Source organism: Cellulomonas flavigena DSM 20109 (genome assembly GCF_000092865.1).
In the GTDB taxonomy this organism is placed as follows: domain Bacteria; phylum Actinomycetota; class Actinomycetes; order Actinomycetales; family Cellulomonadaceae; genus Cellulomonas; species Cellulomonas flavigena.
Map to the genome: position 1 here is coordinate 3,898,744 of NC_014151.1, position 24,132 is coordinate 3,922,875.

Consider the following 24,132-nt stretch of genomic DNA (forward strand, 5'->3'; position numbering starts at 1 on the left):
GTGGTGACCCCCCACACCCCGGGGGATTCGCAGGACCGACAGGTGGTGACCACCACCTCGGACGAGACGGAGGACGACATGGCGAGGAATCTCGTACCGACCGGCGGACGCGGGCGGAGCACGGCGGCCTGGATCGACAGGCTGCTGAGCCGGCCGGCGGACGGCGCGGAGCACCAGCACCCGACCCCGGCGGCCGCCGCCGCACTGATCACGGCGGTGTCGACGGCCCACCGCACGAGCGGACGCGCGCAGCGGGCGCTGCTCCGCGCGAGCAGCCGGCTCGTGCAGGCGGGGAGCAGGGTCCGGGACCGGCAGGACGCGCTCGACGCGCTCGACGCCCGGCGCGCGGACGACGCACCCGCCACCCGCACGCGCAGCATGGCCCGCGGGCGGTACCTCCACCCCGCCACGGCGGCGGCGATCGAGGTCGTCGTGCTGCTGGCCGAGATCGGCTTCTGGTACATGCTCGGCTCGGAGACGCTGGCGTCGTCGGCCTCCCTCCTCGAGCGGCTCCCGGCGATGCTGCTGGCCGCGTTCATCCCGATGTCCGGGTTGTCCGCGGCGCACGTCGCGGGCCGGCTCGTCGGGCGGGCCCTGCACGGCGAGGTCCTGGACACCGGCCGCCGCGTGATGCTCGTCGGGTCGCTCGTGATCCTCGCGGTCCTGTGCGGGGTGACCTTCTGGCTCGTGTCGTGGCGCTACGAGGAGTCGCAGATCGGTGCGCGCGAGTTGCCGGGCGCGGCCATGGGCCTGCTGTTCGCCCTGCTGCTCCCGCTCATCGCGTACCTGCACGCGGTGTGCGTGGACCACGAGCGGCACGAGGCTGCCAAGCAGGCGTCCGAGCGCCTCCGCCTGCTGCGCGCGCTGTCGCGTGCCGGCGCGGACCTCGTCACTGCGGGCCTCCGGCTCGCAGGGATCATCGACCGTGTCCTCGACGAGATCGAGCGCGTGCTGCTGACGGCGCAGGCGATGGTCGTCGCGGCCGACGCCGGGCGCGGCGTCACCTCGACGGTCGCCTTCGCCGAGCGCACGGCCGAGGCCCGCGCCACCCTCGCGCACCCCTGGACGCTGAAGGTCGTGGGACCGTCGCTGCCCCTGCACGACGTGGCGCGCGCGATCGACCTGCTGACGGCGTACGCCCCCGACGAGCGCACCGCGGCACGGGTCACGGCCGTCCAGGAGCGCCTCGCGCGGGTCTTCGACCCGTCGGCCGACGCCCCCTGGTCGGCCGACGCCGCCCCCGCCGCCCCCGCGGGCGCCACGGCCGATCCGCGCACCGGGTACGCGGGGACGGCGGCCGGCGTCCCCCAGCTGGCGGTCGTCCCGAGCGCGTCCCACGACGAGCCGGCGGAGACGGAGCGGGCATGACCCGCCCCGTCCGACCCGGGGGAAAGCCCATCGGTCAGGGACCGAGCACGGGACCGACCCACCGACGCACGTGAAGGAGAGGACACGCTGTCGTTCAAGGAGAAGTCGATGGTGGCGCTGACCGTCGCCGGGTTGGCCACCGGGGCCATGTGGTACGTGCAGCCGCACACGCCCCAGGAGGTCACGGAGCAGCGGCGCCAGCAGCAGGAGTCCGACCTGTCGGACTCGCACGAGCAGGTCACCGACGAGCGGCGCCGGCAGGGCATGGAGGACGGCGAGGCGAAGCGGCGCGACCAGCTGCGCAGCTCCGAGCTCCGACCGCGGCCGGACCTGCCCCGGCTGCGGTTCCGGTGACCGCCGTGTGGTGGTCGAGCCCCGCCGTGGGCGACTGGGTCCGCACGACGCGGACGGAGGCCACGAGCCTCACGGACGTCCTGCAGGGCGGCGGGCTCCCCGCCGGCACGCGCGGCGTCGTCGTGAGCCGGGACGGCCGCTGGGCCCGCGTGCGCGCCGAGGACACGCTCGGCACGGTCGAGGTCACCGTGCCGGCGCACCACCTGCGGGTCACGGCCCGCGGCCGGGGCGAGGAGGCGTTCGCCCGGTCGGCAGGGCTGCGGTCGGCGGTCAGGGTGGGCGCGTTCCTCGCGCTCGCCGCCCCGGTGCTGTGGTTCGTCGTGCAGTACATGTGGATCAACCGTGGCACGGACGGTCTGCTGGTGGCGCTCGTCCTCGCGGCCCTCGACTCGGCCGCCGTGTCCCTCCTCGAGCTCGTCGACGACCCCGTCCGCGCGGTCCTCGCCGCCGGCCTGTTCGCCCTCACGGCACGGGTGGCCTTCGGCCCCCGGAAGGGGGAGCGATGACGTTCGTCGGCACGCGGTCGGGGGCCCTCGCGTCCCCCCGGCAGCTGGGCGAGCTCGCACCGCTCAGCACGGCCCGGCGCCGCCGGTGGCCGTTCGCGCTGCTGCTCGCGGCCGCGCTCCTCGGCGCCGCCGCCTGGTGGGACGCCGCACGACCGCCCACGTCGCTGGCGGAGTCCGCTCTCGTCGGCGCGCGCGGGCCGGCGTGCGTGCGCCTCGTCGTCGCGGAGGACGTGTCGGGGTCGATGAGCGACTTCACCGCGGCCCGCCGCAGCGCGCTCGCCGAGCTGGTCGCGTGGGCGCCGCGCAACCTGCGTGCCGACGACGAGCTCGTGGTGCTCGGTTTCGCCGGGAGCACGGACGTCCCGTGGGGTCCGTGGACCGTCGCGGACCTGCCCGGCGCCCCGGGGCGGACCGGGGGTCCGGCGCTGGCGGGCGGCACGTTGCTCACCCCGGTGACGTCGACCGTGGCCCAGCTGCCGCCGACCTCGTGCGACACGCTTCTCGTGCTGCTCTCGGACGCGCAGCTCGCGGACCTGCCGGCCGCCGAGGCGCAGGGGCTGCGGGTGCTCGCCGACGCCGGCGTCCACGACCTGCGGCTCCTGGTGCCGACGGCCGCGATCGACGTGCCCGGGGAGTGGCTCGATGCGTTCCCCAGCGCCCCGCCGATCGTCGTCGACGGCACGGACGCCGCTGCGACGGGCCTCACGGTCGCGCGCATGCTCGCCCAGGTCACCGACCAGGAGGTGGTGCGCAGGTGATCGCGCCCACCCGCGTGGGTGAAACCTCGCAGATCGTCCCGAACCGGGTGTCGAGCGATGCTAGACACCCCACATGCCGGACGCGTCCCCCCCGCCCACCGTCGTCGTCCCTCCCGAGGTGCTCGCCGACGCCCTCGCCTGGGCCCCGTGGAGGTCGCGGGAGGGCATCGTGACGCGCAAGATGGTCGTCGCCCGGGCCGTGGCCGCGTGCAGGGCGCACGCCGTGCCCCTGGAACCCGTGCCCGAGCGCGGACTCAACGCGATCCTCGACCACCTCGCCGACCTCGCATGGGTGCGGGCGCAGTACCGCGACGACGTGTGCTCGCTGGCGGGGTCCACGGACACGTCGAACCGCAAGATGCTCGCCCGCGAGCACCACACGACGGCGGACGAGCTCCTGGAGCTCACCCTCGAGTGGGGCGTGCCCGTGCTCGTCGCGACCTGGCACGCACGCCGCCTCGCGTGGGACGTGGCCAAGGAGGCGCTCGACGCGGCACCGCCCCCGCTCGCCTCCGCGTGGCGGGAGCTGTTCCGCGACAGCGCCAGCGCGAAGGGCGGGTTCGCGCGGGCCGACGTCACCGCGGCCGCCATCGGCGCGATGCAGGACCGGGCGAGCGCCGAGGCGTTCCGTGCGGCACCGCCCCTCCAGGAGCTCAGCCGCGTGGCCCACGCGTACCGGGCGGACTACCTGGAGCACGAGTTCCTGCCGCGGCTGGCCGTGCCCTCGGACCGCGCGGCGGTCCAGCGCGTCATCAGCGTCGCCCGCACAGCGGCCGGCGACGTCCGCGAGCCGCTGCTGCGACCGCGGGGCCGCTCGCTCGCCGGCCCCGCTCCGCGGGAGGCGCAGCTCGGGCTCTGGGTCGCGGACCGGGCGGCGGAGCTGGAGGAGCTCACGAAGTACGGCGCGCTGTACGCCCGCAGCCAGGGTCTGAGCGTCATCGAGGCGGAGGAGGTCGTCGAGCGGGCGTCCGTGCGGCTGCGCGGCAGCGGAGGCGCGACGACGCTGAGCGGCGAGTGGTGGAAGATCCTGCTGGACGAGCTCCGCCCGTACCGCAGGCGCCCGATCTCGGCCGAGCGGATCGAGGACGAGCTGTGGGAGTCCCCGGAGACGGTCCAGGCGGACGATGCCGCCATCGCGCGCTCCGAGGAGCTGCGGGACCGGATGTACGCGCAGCTCGCGCAGATGGAGGGGGACCCTCTCGCGCGGGAGGCGGCCGAGGTGTGGCTGCGGTCCGCCGAGGAGGTCCTCGAGGACACCGCGCAGCGACCGACGAGGCGCAAGGTCATGCTGCGCGCACGTCAGAAGGTCAGCGAGCACCTCGTCGCCCGCGGCGTCCCGGACGAGCAGGTCGACCAGGTCCTGCGCACCGCCCGGCTCACGCTCGGCACGCTGTACGCCGCGGCGCAGCGCGAGGACGATCCGGCGCCCGCGGGTCGTCCGGACCAGGACCTGTGGGCGGTCGACGACGCGGGCCGACCGTGACGGCGCGCCACCACTCCGGGACGGGCCCGGAAGACCGATCGGGTGCGAGCATCGCGCCGGACGCACGACGACCCGAAGGACATGACGTGGACGATCAGACCAGGCCCGAGCGAGACGGTCTCGCGTGGGTGTGGGACGGCGCGCCTCCCGGCGCCTGGACGGTCACCGTGCCGCTCCCCCGGGGTGCGTCGTACCAGGTGGACCCGGCCGACCCGTGGACCACCGTGGGCTGGGAGATCCCGCCCGGTGTCGACGCGGGCGTCGTCGCGGTGGCGTTCGGCGAGGAGTGGGCAGCCCTGCTGGCGTCCGCACTGACGGCGGGCGGGGACCCGACGGTCCCCCGCCCGCCGCGCGTCGCCGACGGCTGGGCGCGGCTGGCCGTCGTCCGCGCCGTCGCGGGGAACGGCATCGTCACGGTTCACCCCGACCTCGTGGCGCTCGACGAGGCCCTGGCCTGGGCGTGGGCCGGTCAGGACGAGATGGCCCACGCGCGGCTCGCGGACGCCCCGTGCATCCTCGAGGAGCTCCTCGCGGTCGCGCAGGCCGGCCTGCTGCCGGTCGCCTGCGAGGACGACGTGCGTGCCGCGTGGTCGCTGGCGGAGCGGCTGGGCCTGGACACCCCGGGTACCCCCCTGCCCGGTGGCACGGACCTCGCGGCACGCGTCGACACCACCGACGTGGCGGACCTCGCCGCCTCCGCACAGGACGACGCCCGCTCGACGTGGCTGCTCGGGCGCCTCTCCGGGGCCGCCGTCGCCGCCGGGGGCGCCGGTCTCGCGGAGGAGCTGGCCGACGCGGTGCCGGGCGACCACCCGGTGGTCCCCGCGCCGGTGCCGGTACGGCGCCCGACGATCGCCGAGGTCGTCGCGGTGCACGCCCTGCAGCCCGTGCTCGAGCAGGCCGCGGTCGACGGCCTGCCGCCGGACGACGCCCACCCCGACGGCCCCCGGGGCGGGCGCCCCGGTGGTCTGGACGGCGCGAGCGTCGACGAGGTGCGAGCCGCGCTCGCCGTGTACCGCGAGCGGGGCGTGGCGCGTCGCGTCGCCGAGCTGGAGGCGTGGCTCGCGCAGCGCGAGCCGGACCTGACGGCCGAGCTCGCGGACCTCGTCGACGCCGACCTGGTGCTCATGGTGTGGGGCTTCGAGCTGCGCCTCGAGGGTGCGACCGCGCACCGCGGGACGGACCTCGCCGCGGGGCCCGTCCGCCTGCCGCTGGAGTCCGAGGCCCTGTTCCACGAGCTGCTGGGCCGTGCCCGGGTGGAGACCGACGGCTGGCCGGCACTGACACTGGCGCTCGACGGGCAGCACCTCACCGTCGATCTGTGGCTCCCGGCCGAGCCCGCGCGTCCGGTCGCCGCGGCACGCGTCGTCGTGCCCACGTCGTCCGGCGCGGTCGAGGTCGCGCTGACCGGGGTCGACGAGCTGCAGGCCACGGGTGCCGTGGACCTCGCGCCCGGCGCCGTGCTGACCACCGGCGCGGTCGAGGTCGTGGGGGTGCGTCATGCCGGCTGAGCCGCCCGCGTCCCCAGCCGACGGCCTCGGAGAGGGCCTCGACGCCTGGCGCCGCTTCATCGACACCGCCGTCGCCGCGGACGACCCGGACACCACGCCCTTCGTGCTGGCGTCGGCCGCCGCAGCGCTCGTGTCACCGTCGTTCCTTCCCAAGGACGCACCGAGGCCGGGCCTCCCCGAAGGTGATCCGAACACGGCGCTGCTGCGTCGCATCGGTGCGGAGCTGCTGGGATGGTCCGGACGCACGGACGGGACGCTCGGCGCCACCTGGCGCGTGCTGGGGCTGGCGCTGGCCACACGCCATCCGAAGGAGGGCCGAGGGCCGGTCGATGAGCTCGCCCAGCGGGTCCGCGAGGTGCAGGAGGCCGCCGACACGGCCGCGGGGATCGACCCCACCCTGCACGCCTGGGCGCTCATCGCGCTGGCCGCGATGCACCGCAACGCCCACGGTCTCGAGGCTGCCCTGGAGGCGGCCGAGCACGCGCTCGCGGTCGCCCGCACTCACCGCTCCCAGGACGACACCCCGATCCCGGTGCTCGTCGAGGCGACGGGAGGCGCCGCGTGGATCCCCGGGCACCGCGCCGTCCAGATCATGCTCGAGTCACGGGCCCTGGCCCGGGTCGCCATCGCACGGCACATGCAGCGCGACTACGCAGGAGCAGCTGCGGCTCGTGACGAGCAGATCGACGTCACGGCGACCGTCCGCGACCAGTACCCGTCGCTGTACGCGAGCGCGCTGTCCCTGCGCTCCGAGACGGCCCTCCACCTCGGCGACCTCCCCACGGCCCTGCGCCGTGCCGACGAGCTCGCCGCCTGGGCGCAGGAGTGCACCGACACGACCACCCGACGGACGCACCTGCGCCGGGCGTCCGAGCTCGCGCTCTTCCTGGACGACTGGGACCGGGCACGCGAGCTGCGTCTGGAGCGCCTGCGCCTGTGCCTCGAGCGGGTCCTGGACCCGGTACCGGAGCTCGAGCCCGCGTCCGTGCACGCCGAGCTGCCGGCGCTGGTGCGGCGCGGGCGCCGGGCGGCGCTGACGGCGATCGGCAACGACGCCTACGAGCTGGCGCGGCTGGCGCTGAGCTCGGGCGCGGCCGAGCACGACCCCACGGTGCGCGCCGTGGCCCGCGCCTGGCTCGACGTCGCGGACGACGCCTGGGAGGACATCGCGCTCAACGGCGCCGTCGCCGTCCGGTACCGCCGACTCGAGGCCGACGCCCTCGACGGCGCCCTGCCCCCGCTCGAGGTGGGACGGGGCATGGTCGAGTGCAGCCGGAGCTGGCGGCGTGTCGCCGGCAAGCGCCGTTCGGCGGTGCGCGCCGCCCGGCTGGGCGCTCCCGGTGACCCCGAGGTCCTCGCCCGGCTCGAGGAGCTCGCGGTCGACGCCCCCACGCTGGACCTCGCGCGCATCGACCGCGGCATCGCGCGGTGGCACCTGCGCGCCGCGGACGAGCTGACGGGGGACGCGCGCGTGCAGGCGCTCGTCGCGGCTCGTCGCCACGCGGCGTCGTCCGCCGCCGGGCTCGTCCTGCGCCGCCCCGACGGCACGGTGCTCGACCTCGATCCCGAGGCCCGCATCGACGCGCTCCAGCTCCAGGTCGACACGACGGTGGCGCTGCGGGAGGCGGGCGCCGTCGTCGACGGCACGGACGAGACCGCCGAGCTCGCGCTGCGCGTGGCGACCCTGCCGGCTGTCGCCCAGCGCTTCGCCGCCTCGGGGAGCCGCACGCGGCGCCTCGCGCTCGAGCGCCGCTACCGCGACTGGCTCCGCGACACGATCGTCCTGGCGGCGCGGCTGCAGGACGGCGACGCGGTCGACCAGGTCGCGGAGGTCCTGCGGCGCGACCTCGTCGGGACGATCCTCTACGGCCTCACGCAGGACGAGATGGCGCCCGGACAGATCGCCGAGCTCGCGCGCGAGCTGACCGCGACGCTCAACGCGACCGTCGAGGACCTCGACGCGGCTGACGACCCGTCCCCTGGCGACCCCTCGACCGGCCACCGCGCCGTGACGCTCGACGAGCAGCTCGACAAGACGCTCGACGTCATGGGGCAGGTGCTCGGCCCGGTCGCCCGCACCCTGTTCGACCCCCGCACGGTCGGCGACCACACGGTGGCGGGTGCGCTGGACAGCGCCTACGGCACCCGCCGTGCGGCGGTCCTGTCGCTGGTGCTGCTGCCGTCGGACGAGCCGCAGCTGGTCCGCCACCTGGCCTGGCGCGCCGAGGACGACGGCCCGGTGGCGGAGCACCTCGACGTGGTGCCCGCGCCCCGCTGGCTCGCGGGGTTCGAGGTGGGCCACGAGCCGGAGCGGTTCTTCGCGCGCCTGACGAGCCTCCCGCGGACCGTGCTGCCCGACCACCTCGCCGGTCTGCTCGCGACGACGGACGCCGAGCACCCGCTGCCACTGACGGTCGTGCCGACCGGGCTGCTCGGCGTGCCCTTCGCGGCCCTCGTGTCGGGCGGACGCCTCGTCCTGGAGACGGCGTCGGTCGCCGCGGCGCAGTCACTGCAGGCGGTCCGCACGCTCGCCGGCCTCACCACGCCCGACGCCGAGGGCGCACCCCCGTGGGACGTGGCCGTCTACGACCTCGTCACGCTCAAGCACACCGAGGAGGAGCGGGCGGCGCTGATCGCGCAGCGGCCCAGCACCCACGAGCCGCGGACGCTCGCGGAGATGCGGGCCGCCCTGGCCGACCCTGCGCGCCGGGGGGCGATCGGCATCCTCGCGCTCGCGGTGCACGGCACGCGCGGCGCGGACGGCTGGGCCCAGGTGAAGGTCCTCCCCAGCGGCGAGCTGCTGACGACGGGCCACGTGCTGCAGTGGTACCTGCCGCGGCTGGTCGTCGGGGCGTCGTGCAACACCGACATCCGGTCCGACGCGGGCGGCGAGCTCGGGGGCTTCCCGCTCGCGTTCCAGCTGCGCGGTGCCGCGACGATCGTCGGCAGCCTGCACTACGTCGAGGACGCCGCGACGGCCGAGATCATGGCGGTGTTCTACGCCGCCGTCGGCGCGGGCATGGGCACGGCGGACGCGCTGCGGCACGCGCAGCTGACGTGGGTGAACCGGGACCGCGCGGCGCGGCTGGCCGACAAGTCACGGTGGGCGTACCTGCTCTGCTACGGGCTGCCGGGCTGAGGCGGGCCGGGGGAAAGGCCATGTGTCATCACCCCACGACCCGGGAGGCCCTGATGACCACCACCGATCTCCTCACCGCACCGCCCGCACGCCGCGGCCGCGCTCTGCACCTGGTCGACCTGCAGAACCTCGTGGGGAGCGGTTCCCCCACCCTGCAGGAGGCCAAGGCGACGTGGGCGGCGTACCGCGCACTCGTCCAGCCCGGCGACCTGGCCGTCGTCGCCTGCTCGCACCACGCCGCACCGGCAGTGTGGTTCGCCGTCGGGACGGAGGCGCGCCTGCTCGTGCGCAGCGGCGCGGGGGGCGCCGACGTCGCCCTCGTGGACGACGTGGACCTCGGCCACCTCGTGGCCCGGTTCACGTGGCTCGTCGTCGCGTCGGGCGACCACGCGTTCGTGCCCCTCGTCGAGACGGTCCGGCGCGCCGGCGTCCGGACCTGGCAGGTGACGGGAGCGGGCAGGCCGGCGCACGCCCTGCTCCGCACCGCCCAGGTCCGCTCGCGGTTGCGCGCGACGACGGCAGCGAACCTGGCGCTCGCGGCGTGAGCGACCTGTCCGACCTCCGGTCCGGTGCCGGCACGCCCGGCACCGGACCCGTCGTCCTGCCCCTCGCGGCGGGCCGCCTGCACCTGCGGGCGCAGGCCCCCACCGTCGACCCGGAGCTCCAGGGCGTCGCGACGACGATCGTCGGTCACGTGCTCGGGCCGGCCGCGGCACCGTGCGTGGCGCTGGTCGGGGACTCCCTGGAGCTCGACGTGCTCGCGTCCGCGCTGGCCGCCGCGCTCGGGCGACTGCCCGAGACCCACCCGCGGGTGCCGTGGGGCGTGCTCGCGACGAGCGCCGGCCAGAAGGAGGCCACCACCGTCCAGCAGGTCGTCGCGGACGCCGGCGGTGCCGTCGTCGTCTGCTACGACCTGCACCGCGGCGACTTCCAGGTGGCGGACGTGCTGCGGGAGACCTGCGAGCGCCACGGGGCCGGTCTCGTGCTCGTCGAGACGTCGACGGGCTGGTCGACGGTCGTCGGGGCGGAGCTGCACCAGCTCCTCCCCGTCGAGACGGCGGTGGTGCGGGTGCCCGGCGCGACCGGCGGGTCGGCCCTGGAGCGGGCCCTGGGTGACTACGCCCGCCGGCTCGCGGAGTTCCACGGCGTGCCGGTACCCGACGCGGTGGTGCGCGCGGCCGCCGACCACCGCAGCAGCCTGCCGGAGCCGCCGGTACGTCTGCTGCCGGGCCGGCACCTCGACCGCCTGCTGGCCGGCCGGGCCCGCCTGCGGTACTGGGTCGCGCAGCAGGTCGTCGGCGCGTCACGGGACCGTCCGGCGCACGTCGACGACCTGACGGAGCGGCTGCGCACGGTCGTCGTGGGGCAGGACGCCGCCGTCACCGCGGTGTCCCGCCACGTCCGACTGGGCCTGGCCGGGCTGCGGCTGCGCGCGGACCGCCCCAGCACGGCGGTCCTGCTCACGGGTTCCACGGGGACCGGCAAGACGCTGCTCGCGACGACCCTGGCGCAGACGCTGCACGTCCCCCTGCTGCGCGTGGACCTCGCGGCGTACACGGAGCCGCACCAGATCGCGACGCTGCTGGGCAGCCCGCCGGGGTACGTCGGCAGCCGGGACCAGGAGAACTGGCTGACGACGCGGATCGCGGCGAACTCAGGCGCGGTGCTGCTGCTCGACGAGCTCGACAAGGCGACGCCCGCCCTGTGGGCGCCGCTGCTCATGGAGCTGCTGGGGGCCGGGACGCTCACCGACCAGCAGGGCCGCACGGTCGACTGCCGGCACCTGCACGTGCTGCTCACCGCCAACACGGGCGCGCGGGACCTCACCCGGGCGCCGGCCGGCTTCGGGCAGCGGACGGCCGCCGACGACACCGACCGGGCGGTGGCGACCGTGCGGGCCCTGCTGCCCGACGAGCTGTTCAACCGTCTCGACGAGGTCGTCGTGCTGCGGCCGATCGACGGGCCCACCGCCGCGCGGCTGCTCGACACGGCGTGGGTCGAGCTCGTGGCCCGGCTCGCACCGCTGGGCTACCGCGTCCGGGCCACCGAGGCCGCGCGCCGCCAGCTCGTGACGCTGTCGGTGCGCCCGGAGGACGGCGCCCGCCGCCTGCACCGCACGCTGGAGCGGCTGGTCCTCGGCCCGGTGGTCGACGCACCGCCCGGCGACTACGTCGTGGTCCGCGCCGGTGGTGGCGTGCGGGTGCGGCGCGACACCGCGGCCGACGCGCGTCGGCCGCGCTAGGCCCCCACGTCGCCCACCGCGAGGGGCCGGCCCAGCCCCACCACACCCAGCTCGACGCGCGCGATCCCGTCCACCGGCAGCGCCGACGACGCCTGCAGGCCCGACGCGGTCCGCTCCCCCGTGCTCGTCCACGTCGCCACCACCGAGCGCTCCCCGTCGGCGCCGACGAGCACGAGCTCGTACACCCCCTCCGGCAGCACCGCGGCCTCGTACGCGCAGCTCCAGTCGAGGCGCGTCCCCCAGCGCGCGGGCGCGATCGTCACGTCGGCGCTCACACCCGACCCGCCCACGGGTGCGAGCGCCACGGTGCGCGCGTCGGCCGCCACGACGGCGGGAGGCGCACCCAGGCCGCCCGTCACCGCGGCGCCGGCGACGCCCGCCAGCACGACGAGCGCGGCCGCGGCACCCGCGAGCGCGAGACGCCGCCGCGCCCGCCGCCGGCGGACCTCCTGCGCGAGGGACGCGAGCGGGACGACGTCGGCAGGCGGGGCGTCGGCGGGCGGGGTGTCGGACGGGCCGACGGCGCGCACGTGCGGCACGCGACCCCGGTCGCGACCCGGGCCGGGGCCGGTGGCGCCGGGCGCCTGCCCCGACGCGTCCTCCGAGGCCACCGCGTCCTGCGCCGGCACCTGCCCCAGCAGCCCGGGCAGCCCGGCGAGCTCCCCGACGGCGGTCCGGCACGCGTCGCACGTCGCCAGGTGCGCCTCGTAGTCCCGCCGCTCGCCGGGAGGCAGCGCGCCCAGCACGTACGCGGCGTCCCACTCGCGGTACGGGTCGGTGCTCATGACGTCACTCCCCTCTCCTGCAGCGCCAGGCGCAGCGCGCGCAGCGCGTAGTGCAGCCGCGACTTCACGGTGCCGGGCGCGACGTCGAGCTCCGCGGCGAGCTCGGCGACCGACCGCCGCCGGTAGTACGCGCCGACGACGTCCGCGCGGTGGTCGGGCGTCAGGGCCGCGAGCGCGTCGGCGACGAGCCACCGGTCGAGCACGGCCTGCGTGCCGTCGTCGCCGGGGGTGTCCGGGGGCGCGTCGGACGGGGTCTCGTGGCGGCGGTGGGCGCTGCGCGCGTCGTCGACGACGAGGTTGCGGGCGACCGTGAAGAGCCACGCCCGCACCGACGGCTCGGGGCGGGTCAGCACCTCGGGATGACGCCACGCGCGCAGCAGGGTCTCCTGCACGACGTCGGGGGCGCGGGCCGGGTCGGTGAGGCGCACGACGTAGCGGTGCAGCACGGCGGCGTGCGTCGCGTGCGTGGCGCGCAGCAGCGCGTCGGCGTCGTCCACCGGCCCCACCTCCGTCCGACCTCGCGCCCGGCCCGCGTCAGGACGCCGTCAGCCGCAGGTCGAACTCGACGAACCCGTCCTCCTCGACCGTGACGAACCCCAGCGACGGCGCCGTGACGCCGAACTCGGTGAACGTGATCGGGGCGGACCCCACCACCTGCACGGTGTCACCGTCGGCCGCGACCTGCGCGTCGACCGTGACCTCACGCGTGACGTCGCGGATCGTCAGGTCGCCCGTGAGCTGCACGTCGGCGCCGTCGATGTCGGCCGGCTCGGTGAGCGTGAACGTGCCGGTCGGGAACCGCCGCACCTCGATCGCCTGGTCGCGGAAGTACCCGTCCCGCGGCGGCTGGTCGGTGGCGATGCTCGCCATGTCGACCTCGACGGTCGCGGCCGTCAGCTCACCGTCCGCGACGGTGACCTCGCCGGTCACCTGCTCGGTGCGGCCCGTGACGGTGACGTCCTGACCGCGCAGCACCTCCTCGACGCGGTACCCGGCGAACGACCCGTCGGTCACCGTCCACGTGCCGTCCTGCGCCTCGACGGCCTCCCCTGCCGCACCGGTCGCGGCGTCGATCGTCGGCGCCGCGTCCGCCTGGTCGTTGGCCCAGTCCGCGTACAGCCCGGGACCGACGACGAGCGCCACCGCCCCCAGCACCACGACGACCCCGAGACCGACCCAGACCTTCGTCCGTCCGCTCATCACTCACCCCTCACCCGCTGCGACCCGGCCGTCGGGCCCCTCGTGGGGTGAGACGAGACGGAGCGGCGTCCGGTTCAACGGCACCCTACGGCGGCCAGGACGGTCCCTGATCACTGAGCGTCGGCATGATGGGAGGTTGTCCATCTGCATGACAGAGACCCGCCCATCGGCATGATGGAAAGCCGTCCATCTGCATGACAGGAAGCCGGCCAGTTGTTGGGTCACGCGTGTGACCTGGGCACCGCCTCGTCGACAAGGTGGTGGTGACGACCGGCCCGTTCGCCTACCGGCGTCCTGACGGCGTCGCCGTCGTCCCGCTCGCACTGCTCGGTCGCTGAGCCACGGCCCGCTGCATCAGCACCACCTCGAACCCCGGGCGGCCGGTGACGTCGACGGCCTCGAAACCCCACGAGCGGTAGAGGTCGTCGAGGTGCGGGTTGGACGCGCGGTGGTCGAGCCGCAGCCACGTCGCACCGGCGTCGCGCGCCCGCTGCCCGGCCCACTCGACGAGCGCACGGCCCAGCCCGGTGCCGGTCGCGCGCCGCGCGACCATCAGCCCGTGCACGTACAGCGCGGGGGTGTCGTCGTCACCCCAGTACTCCGGGTCGGAGGGGATGACGCGGAGGCTGCCGCGCACGCCCGCGTCGTCGCGGACCACCCACCAGTCGCCGGCGGCGACCTGCGCGGCGATGCGCTCGAGCGGTACGGACCCGACGGGCCACTGGTCGATGCCGCGTGCGGCCATCCACTCCTCGAGCGAGCGCCGCAGCGCGTGGATCGCCGGCACGTCGTCGGGTGTGGCGTGCTCGGGGTGGACGTTCACGGCGTCGACGCTACCGGGCGTCGCGCCCCCGTCCACCCCGTCCGACCGTGGAGGGACGGGGCAGCGGCGCGGACCGTGCGACGGGTGGAGGTGCGGGGGCGCCCGGGCCCGTACCGTCGTGCCGCCGGCGCCCGGCCGGCCACGGGAGGAGAGACGTGCCCACCTGGTTCGAGGCGCTCGCGCGCCAGACGCCGAACGCCGGTGCCGGTCTGCTGGTCACCGCGGTGGTGGCGCTCGCCGTGGCCCGCCCGCTGGGCCGCCGGCTGGCGCTGCCCGCGGTGGGCGTCGCCGCGTGGGTCGCTGCGCTCGGGCTCGTCGCCTCGCTCACCCTCACGCCCCGCTCGACCTGGGCCGCGGTGACCGAGCGCGTCTGCACGCTCGACACGTGGACGCCGCTGGGCCTCGACAGCGTGCTGGCGCTCGACCAGCGCGCGGCCAACGCGGTGATGCTCGTGCCGCTCGCGGTGCTGTCCGCACTGCCGCGCGAGCGGCGGCGGCTGGTGGGGGCGCTGACGGTCGCGGCAGTGCTGCCGCTCGTCGTCGAGGCCGTGCAGTACGCGCTGCCCGGGCTGGGACGCATCTGCCACTCGGAGGACCTCGTCGACAACCTCGCGGGGGTCGCGGTGGGGGCGGTCGTCGGGCTGGCCGCGCGGTGGGCGCTCTCGCGACGTGCGCGAGGTCACGAGCGCGATGCCGCGGCCACCTCGGTCGCCGCACCGCGACCGGCCGGCCCTGCACCGCGCCCGAACAGGTGACATTTGAGGCATATCGCCTCGCCGCGGGGCGCTGACCTGCTTCGATCAGGTCCCCACCAACCTGGGTGGGCCTTCCCCCGGAGATCTCCGTGCGCCTACGACGCCTCGTCCCTGTCACCCTCCTCGCCGTCGCGCTGGCCGCGACACCCGCCGCCGCCGCCCCGCCGGCCGCCGACGGCGCCGGTCCCGGTCACGGCAAGCGTGCGCTCGCCGAGCTGGGCCTGCCCCAGCCGGGCGCACCCGAGCGCGCCGTCGAGAACTACACCCTCATCGAGGCCGAGCTGCTCCTGCCGCACCCGGAGGAGTGGGGCGGCGCCTACGTCGACGGGAACAAGCTGGTCGTCAACACCGTGACGCGCTCCGTGCAGGAGGCCCGCGCCGAGCTGCACCGCATCGGCGTGCGCGGCGCGGTCGAGATCCGACAGGTCGACACGTCGATGGTCGCCCTCGAGGCCGCGTCGCAGGCCGTGCTGTCCGACGGCGTCGTGTCGCAGGCCGTCGCGAGCGTCGGTCCGGACTACAGCCGGTCGCGCGTCGTGGTCGGCATGCGGTCGGACGTCGACACCACGGTGGCCGAGGCCCGGCTCGACGACGTCGTCGCCGAGCTCGCCGCGGCGGACCCGGAGGGCACGGTCATCCCGCTCGACGCCTACGACGGCGGCGCACCGGTCGAGACCGGCCGCTACTACGACACCTCCCCGTTCTACGGCGGCAACAACGTGCGCTTCAGCAGCACGAACGGCGCCAACGGCTGCTCGACCGGCTTCGCGTGGGTCGCCAGCTCGGTGACCTACCTGGTGACGGCCTCGCACTGCGCCCGCTCGACGACCGGCAGCCGCAACACCGTGAGCCGCTACCTGTCCAGCGGGGGCACGTCGACCATCGGCACCGTCACGTGGACGTCGGGCGGGACCAGCGGGACGACGTCGGGGCGCCGCGGCGACCTGGCGATGGTGAAGCTGAGCTCGGGCCTGAGCGCCTCCGCCCGGGTCTTCACCGGGACGTACAACACGTCGACGTCCGTCGTGGTCAAGGGCCGCCAGTCGCTCCCGCAGGGGTGGAAGGGCTCGAACCTGCGCTCCTCCGGCTCCGGCCCGTACTACGGCAACGGTGACGGTGAGATCAACCCGGACTGGGTGTCGCTCGTGAACCAGACCATCAAGTACAGCAACGGGCAGACGTACAACGGCCTGTCGTTCGCCGAGCACGTGTCGAGCTGCTTCGGCGGCGGGGACTCGGGCGGCGCCATGTACGTCACCGTCAGCGGCGGCGCCAACGGCGTCGGCATCATCAGCGGGACCAACAACCAGGGCGCCGGCCTGACGAACTGCCGCAACTACTTCACGCCGCTGAGCTTCGTCGCCGCCGACTTCGGCGGCGCCATCAAGGCCGGCTGACGTGACCCCGGGGCGCCGCCGGCGCGTGCTGCTGTGGTCGATCGTCGTGCCCCTCGTGATCGTCCTCGGCTACCTGCTGTGGCAGGTCGTGTACGTCGCCACACGCCAGGACACGGTCGTCTGACGAGCTGACCGGAGCCGCGCCGTGACGTCCGCGGCGCGGCACCGGCGGCCGCCACGGCAACCCCGGGCGGGCGCGTCGGCGACGTGCGGGACGTCACGCGGGACCCCCGGCGGACAACACGCAGGTCGCGGCGCTGCACGGGCCCTAGGTCCTGCGCCCGTTTCGTCCGTGTGCCTAGCCTGGCCGGGCCTGCAGGGGCAGGTGAGGTGCGACACGAAGGGGGCACCATGCTGTCCACCCGTTCTCGCGCGGTCGTCGAGGCCACGCTCCCCACCGTCGGGGCCCACATCGAGCAGATCGCCACGCGCTTCTACGACCACATGTTCACCGAGCGTCCCGAGCTGCTCGACGGGCTGTTCAACCGCGGCAACCAGGCGTCGGGCACGCAGCGGCTCGCGCTCGCCGGCTCGATCGCGCACTTCGCGCAGGCGCTGGTCGCGACGCCCGAGCAGCTGCCCGAGCGGCTGCTGTCCCGCGTCGCCCACAAGCACGCGTCGCTCGGCCTGCGCGCCGACCAGTACGGGATCGTCCACGAGCACCTCATGTGGGCGATCGTCGACGTGCTCGGCGACGCCGTGACGCCCGAGGTCGCGGCCGCCTGGGACGAGGTCTACTGGCTGATGGCGTACGCGCTGATCCACCAGGAGCGCGGCCTGTACAGCGCGCGCGGCGTGACGCCGGAGACGGTGTGGCGCGAGTGGGAGGTCGTCGAGCGGCGCGACGAGACGGCGGACGTCGTGACGTTCGTCGTGCGGCGCGCGGACCGGCGCTCGGTGCGCACGTCGCTGCCCGGGCAGTACGTGTCGGTGCTGGTCACGCTGCCCGACGGCACGCGCCAGCCCCGGCAGTACAGCCTGACGCGCGCCGACGACGGCGAGCACCGGCAGCTCTCCGTCAAGCGCGTGCGCGGTGGCGACACCCCCGACGGCGAGGTGTCGAACCTGCTGTGCGACACCGTGCAGGTCGGCGACCGCCTCACGCTGTCGGTGCCGTTCGGCGACGCGGTGCTCGACGAGTCCGGGCGGCCCGTGGTGCTCGTGAGCGCGGGCATCGGCATCACGCCGATGGCCGGGATGCTGTCCCACCTGGTCGCCGCCGGCTCCGACCTGTCCGTGACCCTGCTGCACGCCGACCTCGACGAGGCGTCGTTCGCGCTGCGGCACCAGGTGCTCGCCGACGTCCGCGCCCTGCCGGGCGGGCGCGCGTACGCCTGGTACGAGCGCGGCGAGGGCGACGGGCTCGGCCTCGACGGCGTGTTCCCCGGGTGGCTCGACGTCGACGCGGTGGAGCTGCCGGCCGGTGCGACGTACCACCTGTGCGGCCCGATCCCGTTCATGCGGGCCGTCCGCGAGCAGCTGCTGACCCGCGGGGTGCCCGCGCGGGACGTGCAGTACGAGGTCTTCGGCCCCGACCTGTGGCAGGCGGACGCGGCGACGGAGGCGTCGCCGGACGCCGTGGCGGCGCACGCGCACGCCTGACCCGCGAGGCCGTGAAGCGTTCGGGACGCCAGGCGTCTCGAACGCTTCACGGCCTCGGTGTCGTCAGCCCAGGTGCTCCGCGAGGAAGCCGTCGACCAGCGCGTGGTACGCGTCCGGCTGGTCGCGGCGCACGCAGTGCCCGGCGCCGGGGACGACGGCGGTCCGCACGAGCGGGTTGTCGAAGCCGTCGGCCCGCGGGGCCATGGGGGCGTCGGGCGGCAGGACGAGCAGCGTCGGCACGGTCAGCGCGCCGAACGACTCCTCCCAGGCCGCGTCACCCAGGAACAGCCCGTGCTGCAGGTACTCCTGGTCGACGTCGCCACGCGTGGCCGCCCACGCCTGGATCTCGGTCTCGCTCCACGGTGTCTCGCGGCGCATGCGGGCGATCTCGGCCTCTCGGTCCTCGATCACGAGGCGCGTCTGCCCCAGCAGACCCGCGACGAAGTCCGGCTCCGGTGCGCGTCGACCGGTCGGGCGGGCGGGGTCCTCGACGACGAGCGCGCGGACCTTCTCGGGGCGCACGAGCGCCGTCCGCAGGGCCGTCACGCCTCCCAGCGAGTGCCCGACCAGCGCCACGGGACCCGGCAGCGCGTCGAGCAGCGCGACGACGTCGGCCACCAGCACCTCCGGCGCATACGCCATCTGCGCGGGCGTGAACCGCGGCGACGAGCCGTGCCCGCGCAGGTCGGGCGCGTGGACGTCGTACCGGTCGCCCCAGTGCGTCAGCAGGTCCGGCCACGTGGTGCCCGAGTCCGTGACGCCGTGCAGCAGCACGACCGTCGGCGCGTCCGGGTCACCGGAGCGGTGGACCGTCAACGCGTCCGTCGGGCGCGCGTCGGCCGGCAGGTCCGCGACGGCGCCCGCCGTCCCCGGCGGGGCCCAGCTCGTCCACGTCGTCCCGGCCACGCCCGACCCCTCCTCCGTCACGCCCGTCCCCTCGCCGCTCACGCGCCCAGCTCCAGCCGCACGGTGGTGTACGACCGCGCCGGCAGGTCGACCTCGAGGCCGCGCGAGTGCGGGCGGACCCCGTCGTGCGCGACGGGCGCGACCGCGTCGGGGGCGTCGGGCGTGTTGTGCGTCTGGATCGTCGGCGCCGTCAGCACGCGCGCCGAGAACCCGGTGACCTCACGGCCGCGCAGGTCGAGCACGACCGTCGTCGGGGCGTCCGCGTCGAGGTTCGACAGCGACACCAGCGCCGCGTCGTCCTTGGTCGACGCGGACATCGACAGCAGCGGCACGTCCGCGCCCTCGACCGCGCGCGTCGGCACCTCGCCCTTGACGTGCACGGCCAGCGACGACGCGTCGTGGTGGCCGGTGTTCATCTCGAACACGTGGTAGGTCGGCGTCAGCACCAGGGCGCCGGTGTCGGGGTCCGTGAGGATCATCGCCTGCAGCACGTTGACCGTCTGCGCGATGTTCGCCATGGAGATCCGGCGGGCGTACCGGTGGAAGACGTCGAAGTGCGTGCTCGCGACGAGCGCGTCGCGCAGCGTGTTCTGCTGGTACAGGAAGCCGGGGTTGGTGCCCTCCTCGACGTCCCACCACGTGCCCCACTCGTCGACGACGAGCCCGATGCGGTGGTCCGGGTCGTACGCGTCCATGACGTTGGCGTGCCCGCGGACGATCTCCTCGATCTTCCGGGCCCGGCGCATCGTGGCGTACCAGTCGTCGGTGTCGAACTGGGTCGCGTGGCCCTTCGACCCGACCCAGCCGCCGGTCATCGTGTAGTAGTGCAGCGAGATGCCCTGGAAGAAGCCGCGCGGGTCGCACCCGCAGCCGAGCTTCTGCGAGACCTTCATCAACGCCTCGGTCCAGTGGTAGTCGTCCGCGTTGGCGCCGGCCGCGATCTTGTACACGGTGTTGCCGCCGTGGTTGCGCACGTACGTCGCGTACTGCCGAGCCAGGTCCGCGTAGTGCTCGGCCGTCATGTTGCCCCCGCAGCCCCACGGCTCGTTGCCGATGCCGAAGTACGGCACCTGCCACGGCTCGTCGCGGCCGTTCGCGCGGCGCAGCGCGGCCATCGGGGAGTCGTCCGCGCGGGTCAGGTACTCGACCCACTCGCTCATCTCGCGCACCGTGCCGGAGCCGACGTTGCCGTTGACGTACGGCTCGGCGCCGAGCATCTCGCACAGGTCCATGAACTCGTGCGTGCCGAAGGAGTTGTCCTCCACCACGTCGCCCCAGTGCGAGTTGACCATGCGGGGGCGCTGGTCACGCGGGCCGACGCCGTCGCGCCAGTGGTAGTCGTCCGCGAAGCAGCCACCGGGCCAGCGCAGGTTCGGGATGCGCAGCGCCCGCAGCGCCTCGACGACGTCGGTGCGGATGCCCCGCACGTTCGGGACGTCGGAGTCCTCGCCCACCCAGAAGCCGCCGTAGATGCACCGGCCGAGGTGCTCGGCGAAGTGCCCGTAGACGTGGCGGCTGATGGTCGGCCCGGGGAGGTCGAGGTCGATGACGGCAGTCAGGGAGGACACGGGCGGTCCCTTCGTGGGTCGGTACCGGGGGCGACGGGCCGGGGACGGGCGCGACGCTCTCGCAGACGGGGGTGACGCTGCTGCTGTGACAGGGCGCAGCCTCGACGATGAGGCCGTGTTTATCGTTACATGCAACGCACCCCGACCTTCGGGCACGGAATCCGGAATGTCAAGCACGAACCTGCGCCGCGCGGGGCCGCACGTCCGTAGGGTGAGCGTCATGCCCACACTGAAGGACGTCGCAAAGGCCTCCGGCGTCTCGGTCATGACGGTGTCGAACGTCGTCAACGGCCGCCCGCGCGTGAGCGAGGCGACACGCCAGCGCGTCCTCGCGGCCGTCGAGGAGCTGGGCTACCAGGTCAACCTCACCGCTCGCAGCCTGCGCGCCGGCCGCAGCGGCACCATCGCGCTGTCCATCCCGCGGGTCGACCACCCGTACTTCGCCGAGCTCGCCGCCGCGGTCACCGACGCGCTGCAGGCGTCCGGCCGCCACCTCGTCGTCGAGCAGACGGGCGCCAGCCGCGAGGGCGAGCTGAGCGCGCTCTCGCAGGCGCGGCTGCAGATGTACGACGGCGTGCTGCTGTCCGTCGTCGGGCTCAAGGAGTCCGAGGTAGCGCGCCTGCACAGCGACATGCCGCTCGTGCTCCTCGGCGAGAAGCCCATGCCGCTCGAGCGGGACCACGTCATGCTCGGCAACCGCGAGGGCGCCCGCCTGGCCACCGCCCACCTCATCGAGCGCGGGGCCCGCCGCGTGGCGATCGTCGGCGGGACGCCGAAGAGCGGCAACCGCGGCATGGTCGGCATGCGCACCGCCGGCTGGCGGGACGCGCATGCCGAGGTCGGGCTCGTGCCCGACGAGCGGCTGATCCTGCCGCCCGACCACTTCGCCATGGCCGAGAGCCGCGCGACGGCCCGCGCAGCCGTCGACGCGGGGCTGGACTTCGACGGCGTCTTCGCCGTCACCGACCAGGTCGCGATCGGCGTCATCGCCGGCCTGCACGACCGCGGGCTGCGCGTGCCCGACGACGTCCAGGTGGTCGGGTTCGACGACCTCGACGTCAGCGAGCACCTCGTCCCGGGACTCACGACGATCGACCCCCGCGTCGACCTCGTCGTCGCGGAGTCGCTGCGGCTCCTCGAGGGGCGCATGTCCGGCGTCGAGTCCGCGGCCGAGCACATCGTCACGCCGGTGCGCCTGGTGGTGCGCGGCACGACGCGCTGACGCGTCAGTCGCAGTCGTCGCGCCAGTCGCAGTCGTCGGGCCAGTCGCAGTCGTCGCGTCAGTCGCAGTAGTCGCAGCGCCCCGTGCCGGCGAGCGTCGTGAAGCACGTGGGGCACACGGGCGCGACGCGCTCCGGCTCGGCCGTGCGGCGGGGGGCCGCGGGCGCTGCCTGGCGACGCGGGGTCGGCGCGCGCTTGGCGCGGACCGGGGTGGCGACGGGCGCCGCTGCTCCCCCGGGCTGCGTGACGTCGAACCCGCGCTTGCGCAGGATCGCCGCCGCGCCGGCGAGGTTGTGCCCCAGGTCGTCCGGCGTCGCGAGGCGGCCCGTCGCGAAGCGGTGCGCGACCCCCACGACGGCCGGCAGGTCGTACTCGCGACCCTCGTGGCGCAGCGTCCACGCGTCCTGCGGCACGAACCCGTAGACCGCGAGGAAGTCGTCACCGCCGCGGCGGTCGTACTCCTCGATCGCCTGGAGGACGTGCTGACGCGCTACGGAGGAGAAGGTGGCCACGGCTCGAGCCTACGTCGCGCACCGGACCTCGCCGGCGGCCCAGGACCCTTGCGGTGGTGTCCCGCGGCGTGACGCTGCGCACGCACGGCAGCGGGCGCGGTCCCGAAGGGGTGGGTCCGCGCCCGCTGTCGATCGTCGCACCGGGCCGCCGGCGGGTGTGCGCTCCCGCCGGCGGCTCAGCGCGTCAGGAGGCCGTGCAGCTGACCGTCGGCCAGGTCCAGTTGCCGCCGTGCTGGACCGTGAACCCGAAGGTCGTGGTCTGGCCGTTGGCGAGGCCACCGTTGCCGCGCATCACCATGACGTTGGACTGGGGCCAGCTGGCTGTGCCGCCCCAGGCCGCGGTGATGTACTGCGGGTAGCTCAGCGTGACGGTCGTCGTCCAGCCGCTGATGTTGCCGTTGGCACGGACGGTCACGTTGCCGTTGAAGCGGTCGCTCCACTTCTGGCCCTCGGAGTACGTCGCCGTGCAGGTGCCGGTGCCGCTGGTGGGCGGGGGCGTCGTCGGGTTGGCCGTGGGAGACGGGCTCGATGTCGGCTGCGGCGCCGGGCTGGACGTGCCGCCACCCGGGGTCGCGGTGGTGCCGCCGGCGTTGAGCGCGTTCAGCGTGTACGTGTACGCGGCCTTCTTGTTGCCCGAGCCGTCGAACAGCAGCGGGGTGCCCGACGCGCGCCACGAGTCGGAGTCCTTCACGCCCCACACGGTGATGCCGGTGCAGCGGGCGACCGAGAGGCACGCCTGGACGATGCCCCGGAACTGCTCGGCCTGCGAGGTGCCGGAGCCCTCGATGTCGAGCTCCGTGATCTGCACGTCGACACCCAGCGCGGCGAAGTTGCCGAGCGTGGTGTGGTAGTTCGACGGCACGGGGTTGCCCGAGTTGAAGTGCGCCTGGAAGCCGACGCAGTCGATCGGGACACCGCGGGCCTTGAAGTCGCGCACCATGTTGTAGACGCCCTGCGTCTTGGCGTGCGACCAGTTGTCGGTGTTGTAGTCGTTGTAGCAGAGCTTGGCCTGCGGGTCGGCGGCGCGAGCGGCGCGGAACGCCGCCTCGATCCAGTCGTTGCCGGTGCGCTGCAGGTTGGAGTCACGTCGCCCGCCGGACGAGCCGTCGGCGTAGGCCTCGTTCACCACGTCCCAGGCGTAGATCTTGCCCTTGTAGTACGTCGCCACCTTCGTGACGTGGTTGAGCATGGCGTTGCGCAGGGTCGTGCCGGACATGTTCTGCATCCACCCGGGCTGCTGGGAGTGCCACGCCAGCGCGTGGCCACGGACCTGCTTGCCGTTCTGGCGGGCCCAGTTGACGATCTGGTCGCCGGCCGCGTAGCTGAACTGGTTCTGCGACGGCTCCGTCGCGTCCATCTTCATCTCGTTCTCGGCGGTGATCATGTTGAACTCACGGTTGGTGATCGTCATCGTCCCGGAGTTGTTGAAGTAGTGCCCTGCCATGGCCGTGCCGAAGTACCGGTTGGTCTCGGCAGCGGCGGCCTGCAGCGTGCTGCCCGCGGCCTGGGCCGGCACGGCGAGCGTCACGATCAGCGCGGCGGCGCTGAGCCCGCCGACGGCCGCGATCCGGGCACGGCGGCGCGAGTGGTGTGGGGTCGTCATCGATCCCTCTCCTCTGTGGGTGGACGGTCCGGCGGGGGGCCGGAGCACGCAAGGTCCACCTCGGGACGCAAGGGCGTCAATGGACAATCCGGGCAGCGACAGTTTCGGGCCGTTTTGAAACGATTTCGCACTCCTGAGGGCGACGACCGTGCAGGTTGATCGACACAATCGGGTCATTCGCGTCATGGACGCGCGTCCATCTTGGCAAGCGATTCCTCCATCGACTTCGAAAACTGTCGGACCGTCCTGGTGGGAGCGCGTGCACCGCCACGGACCATCGTCCCCGGAGTCCGGGGCTCCGCCGGGCGCGGGCGGCCAGGCACGAGCGGCGAGCGCGTCAGGCGAGGGCTTCATCGAACCTTGACCCGACGTCAACCGGCGGCCGGGCGCACCAACGGG

Annotated in this window: 22 protein-coding genes; 14 read left to right on the top strand and 8 right to left on the bottom strand. The window is 74.9% G+C overall.

From position 1 onward, the window contains the following. The first annotated feature begins 45 nt into the window (after positions 1–45). The 9 genes from CFLA_RS17675 to CFLA_RS19270 all read left to right on the top strand — a co-directional run bounded on the left by CFLA_RS17675 (position 46) and on the right by CFLA_RS19270 (position 11,361). Entirely contained in the window at positions 46–1,368 is a 1,323-nt protein-coding gene (locus CFLA_RS17675) for a hypothetical protein (RefSeq protein WP_148234419.1), read from the top strand. Positions 1,369–1,476: 108 nt separating this feature from the next. Continuing rightward, the gene (locus CFLA_RS17680) at positions 1,477–1,722 is read left to right on the top strand and encodes a hypothetical protein (protein WP_013118711.1); all 246 of its coding nucleotides are present in this window, start codon (positions 1,477–1,479) and stop codon (positions 1,720–1,722) included. Positions 1,723–1,727: 5 nt separating this feature from the next. After that, on the top strand, positions 1,728–2,228 hold the full coding sequence (locus CFLA_RS17685; RefSeq protein ID WP_148234420.1) for a hypothetical protein: 501 nt from the start codon (positions 1,728–1,730) through the stop codon (positions 2,226–2,228). Next, positions 2,225–2,986: a hypothetical protein gene (locus CFLA_RS17690; RefSeq protein WP_013118713.1), complete on the top strand. Its 762-nt coding sequence runs from the start codon at positions 2,225–2,227 to the stop codon at positions 2,984–2,986. Before CFLA_RS17685 ends, CFLA_RS17690 begins: the two co-directional genes overlap by 4 nt. 73 nt (positions 2,987–3,059) lie before the next feature. Continuing rightward, positions 3,060–4,469: a hypothetical protein gene (locus CFLA_RS17695; protein WP_013118714.1), complete on the top strand. Its 1,410-nt coding sequence runs from the start codon at positions 3,060–3,062 to the stop codon at positions 4,467–4,469. Between the two features lie 86 nt (positions 4,470–4,555). Further along, positions 4,556–5,980: a hypothetical protein gene (locus CFLA_RS17700; protein WP_013118715.1), complete on the top strand. Its 1,425-nt coding sequence runs from the start codon at positions 4,556–4,558 to the stop codon at positions 5,978–5,980. Beyond that, the gene (locus CFLA_RS17705) at positions 5,970–9,119 is read left to right on the top strand and encodes a CHAT domain-containing protein (RefSeq protein WP_013118716.1); all 3,150 of its coding nucleotides are present in this window, start codon (positions 5,970–5,972) and stop codon (positions 9,117–9,119) included. The genes CFLA_RS17700 and CFLA_RS17705 overlap by 11 nt, the downstream gene beginning before the upstream one ends. A 53-nt stretch (positions 9,120–9,172) precedes the next feature. Further along, positions 9,173–9,664: an NYN domain-containing protein gene (locus CFLA_RS20220; RefSeq protein WP_013118717.1), complete on the top strand. Its 492-nt coding sequence runs from the start codon at positions 9,173–9,175 to the stop codon at positions 9,662–9,664. After that, the gene (locus tag CFLA_RS19270; RefSeq protein ID WP_013118718.1) at positions 9,661–11,361 is read left to right on the top strand and encodes an AAA family ATPase; all 1,701 of its coding nucleotides are present in this window, start codon (positions 9,661–9,663) and stop codon (positions 11,359–11,361) included. The genes CFLA_RS20220 and CFLA_RS19270 overlap by 4 nt, the downstream gene beginning before the upstream one ends. Here CFLA_RS19270 and CFLA_RS17720 read toward each other — a convergent pair. From CFLA_RS17720 to CFLA_RS17735, 4 genes are all read right to left on the bottom strand, one after another. After that, on the bottom strand, positions 11,358–12,146 hold the full coding sequence (locus CFLA_RS17720; RefSeq protein WP_013118719.1) for an anti-sigma factor family protein: 789 nt from the start codon (positions 12,144–12,146) through the stop codon (positions 11,358–11,360). The genes CFLA_RS19270 and CFLA_RS17720 overlap by 4 nt on opposite strands. Continuing rightward, the gene (locus tag CFLA_RS17725) at positions 12,143–12,643 is read right to left on the bottom strand and encodes a sigma-70 family RNA polymerase sigma factor (RefSeq protein WP_013118720.1); all 501 of its coding nucleotides are present in this window, start codon (positions 12,641–12,643) and stop codon (positions 12,143–12,145) included. Before CFLA_RS17725 ends, CFLA_RS17720 begins: the two co-directional genes overlap by 4 nt. A gap of 37 nt (positions 12,644–12,680) precedes the next feature. Further along, a complete protein-coding gene (locus CFLA_RS17730) occupies positions 12,681–13,346 on the bottom strand; it encodes a YceI family protein (protein WP_013118721.1) in 666 nt (221 codons plus the stop codon). 283 nt (positions 13,347–13,629) lie between these two features. Then, positions 13,630–14,169 (bottom strand): GNAT family N-acetyltransferase, encoded by a 540-nt coding sequence (locus CFLA_RS17735; RefSeq protein WP_245530268.1) that lies wholly within the window; start codon positions 14,167–14,169, stop codon positions 13,630–13,632. Between the two features lie 155 nt (positions 14,170–14,324). On the opposite strand from CFLA_RS17735, the gene CFLA_RS17740 reads away from it, so the two are divergent. The 4 genes from CFLA_RS17740 to CFLA_RS17750 all read left to right on the top strand — a co-directional run bounded on the left by CFLA_RS17740 (position 14,325) and on the right by CFLA_RS17750 (position 17,923). Then, on the top strand, positions 14,325–14,924 hold the full coding sequence (locus CFLA_RS17740) for a VanZ family protein (protein WP_013118723.1): 600 nt from the start codon (positions 14,325–14,327) through the stop codon (positions 14,922–14,924). A 65-nt stretch (positions 14,925–14,989) separates the two neighbouring features. Continuing rightward, positions 14,990–16,321, top strand: a complete 1,332-nt coding sequence (locus CFLA_RS17745; RefSeq protein WP_043599294.1) for a chymotrypsin family serine protease — start codon at positions 14,990–14,992, stop codon at positions 16,319–16,321. Position 16,322: 1 nt separating this feature from the next. Beyond that, positions 16,323–16,445 (top strand): hypothetical protein, encoded by a 123-nt coding sequence (locus tag CFLA_RS21130; protein WP_013118725.1) that lies wholly within the window; start codon positions 16,323–16,325, stop codon positions 16,443–16,445. 227 nt (positions 16,446–16,672) lie between these two features. Then, the gene (locus CFLA_RS17750; RefSeq protein WP_013118726.1) at positions 16,673–17,923 is read left to right on the top strand and encodes a globin domain-containing protein; all 1,251 of its coding nucleotides are present in this window, start codon (positions 16,673–16,675) and stop codon (positions 17,921–17,923) included. A gap of 63 nt (positions 17,924–17,986) precedes the next feature. On the opposite strand, the gene CFLA_RS17755 is transcribed toward CFLA_RS17750, so the two are convergent. Both CFLA_RS17755 and CFLA_RS17760 read right to left on the bottom strand, forming a co-directional pair. Continuing rightward, on the bottom strand, positions 17,987–18,871 hold the full coding sequence (locus tag CFLA_RS17755) for an alpha/beta fold hydrolase (RefSeq protein ID WP_013118727.1): 885 nt from the start codon (positions 18,869–18,871) through the stop codon (positions 17,987–17,989). Beyond that, the gene (locus CFLA_RS17760; protein WP_013118728.1) at positions 18,868–20,397 is read right to left on the bottom strand and encodes an alpha-N-arabinofuranosidase; all 1,530 of its coding nucleotides are present in this window, start codon (positions 20,395–20,397) and stop codon (positions 18,868–18,870) included. Before CFLA_RS17760 ends, CFLA_RS17755 begins: the two co-directional genes overlap by 4 nt. Before the next feature lie 220 nt (positions 20,398–20,617). Here CFLA_RS17760 and CFLA_RS17765 point away from each other — a divergent pair, with 220 nt between their 5' ends. Beyond that, on the top strand, positions 20,618–21,619 hold the full coding sequence (locus CFLA_RS17765) for a LacI family DNA-binding transcriptional regulator (protein ID WP_013118729.1): 1,002 nt from the start codon (positions 20,618–20,620) through the stop codon (positions 21,617–21,619). Between the two features lie 58 nt (positions 21,620–21,677). On the opposite strand, the gene CFLA_RS17770 is transcribed toward CFLA_RS17765, so the two are convergent. Together CFLA_RS17770 and CFLA_RS17775 are read right to left on the bottom strand one after the other, a co-directional pair. Continuing rightward, the gene (locus CFLA_RS17770; protein WP_013118730.1) at positions 21,678–22,130 is read right to left on the bottom strand and encodes a ScoMcrA-related endonuclease; all 453 of its coding nucleotides are present in this window, start codon (positions 22,128–22,130) and stop codon (positions 21,678–21,680) included. Between the two features lie 184 nt (positions 22,131–22,314). Beyond that, complete coding sequence (locus tag CFLA_RS17775; RefSeq protein WP_013118731.1) at positions 22,315–23,733, bottom strand: glycoside hydrolase family 10 protein; 1,419 nt, start codon at positions 23,731–23,733, stop codon at positions 22,315–22,317. Positions 23,734–24,132: the final 399 nt, after the last annotated feature.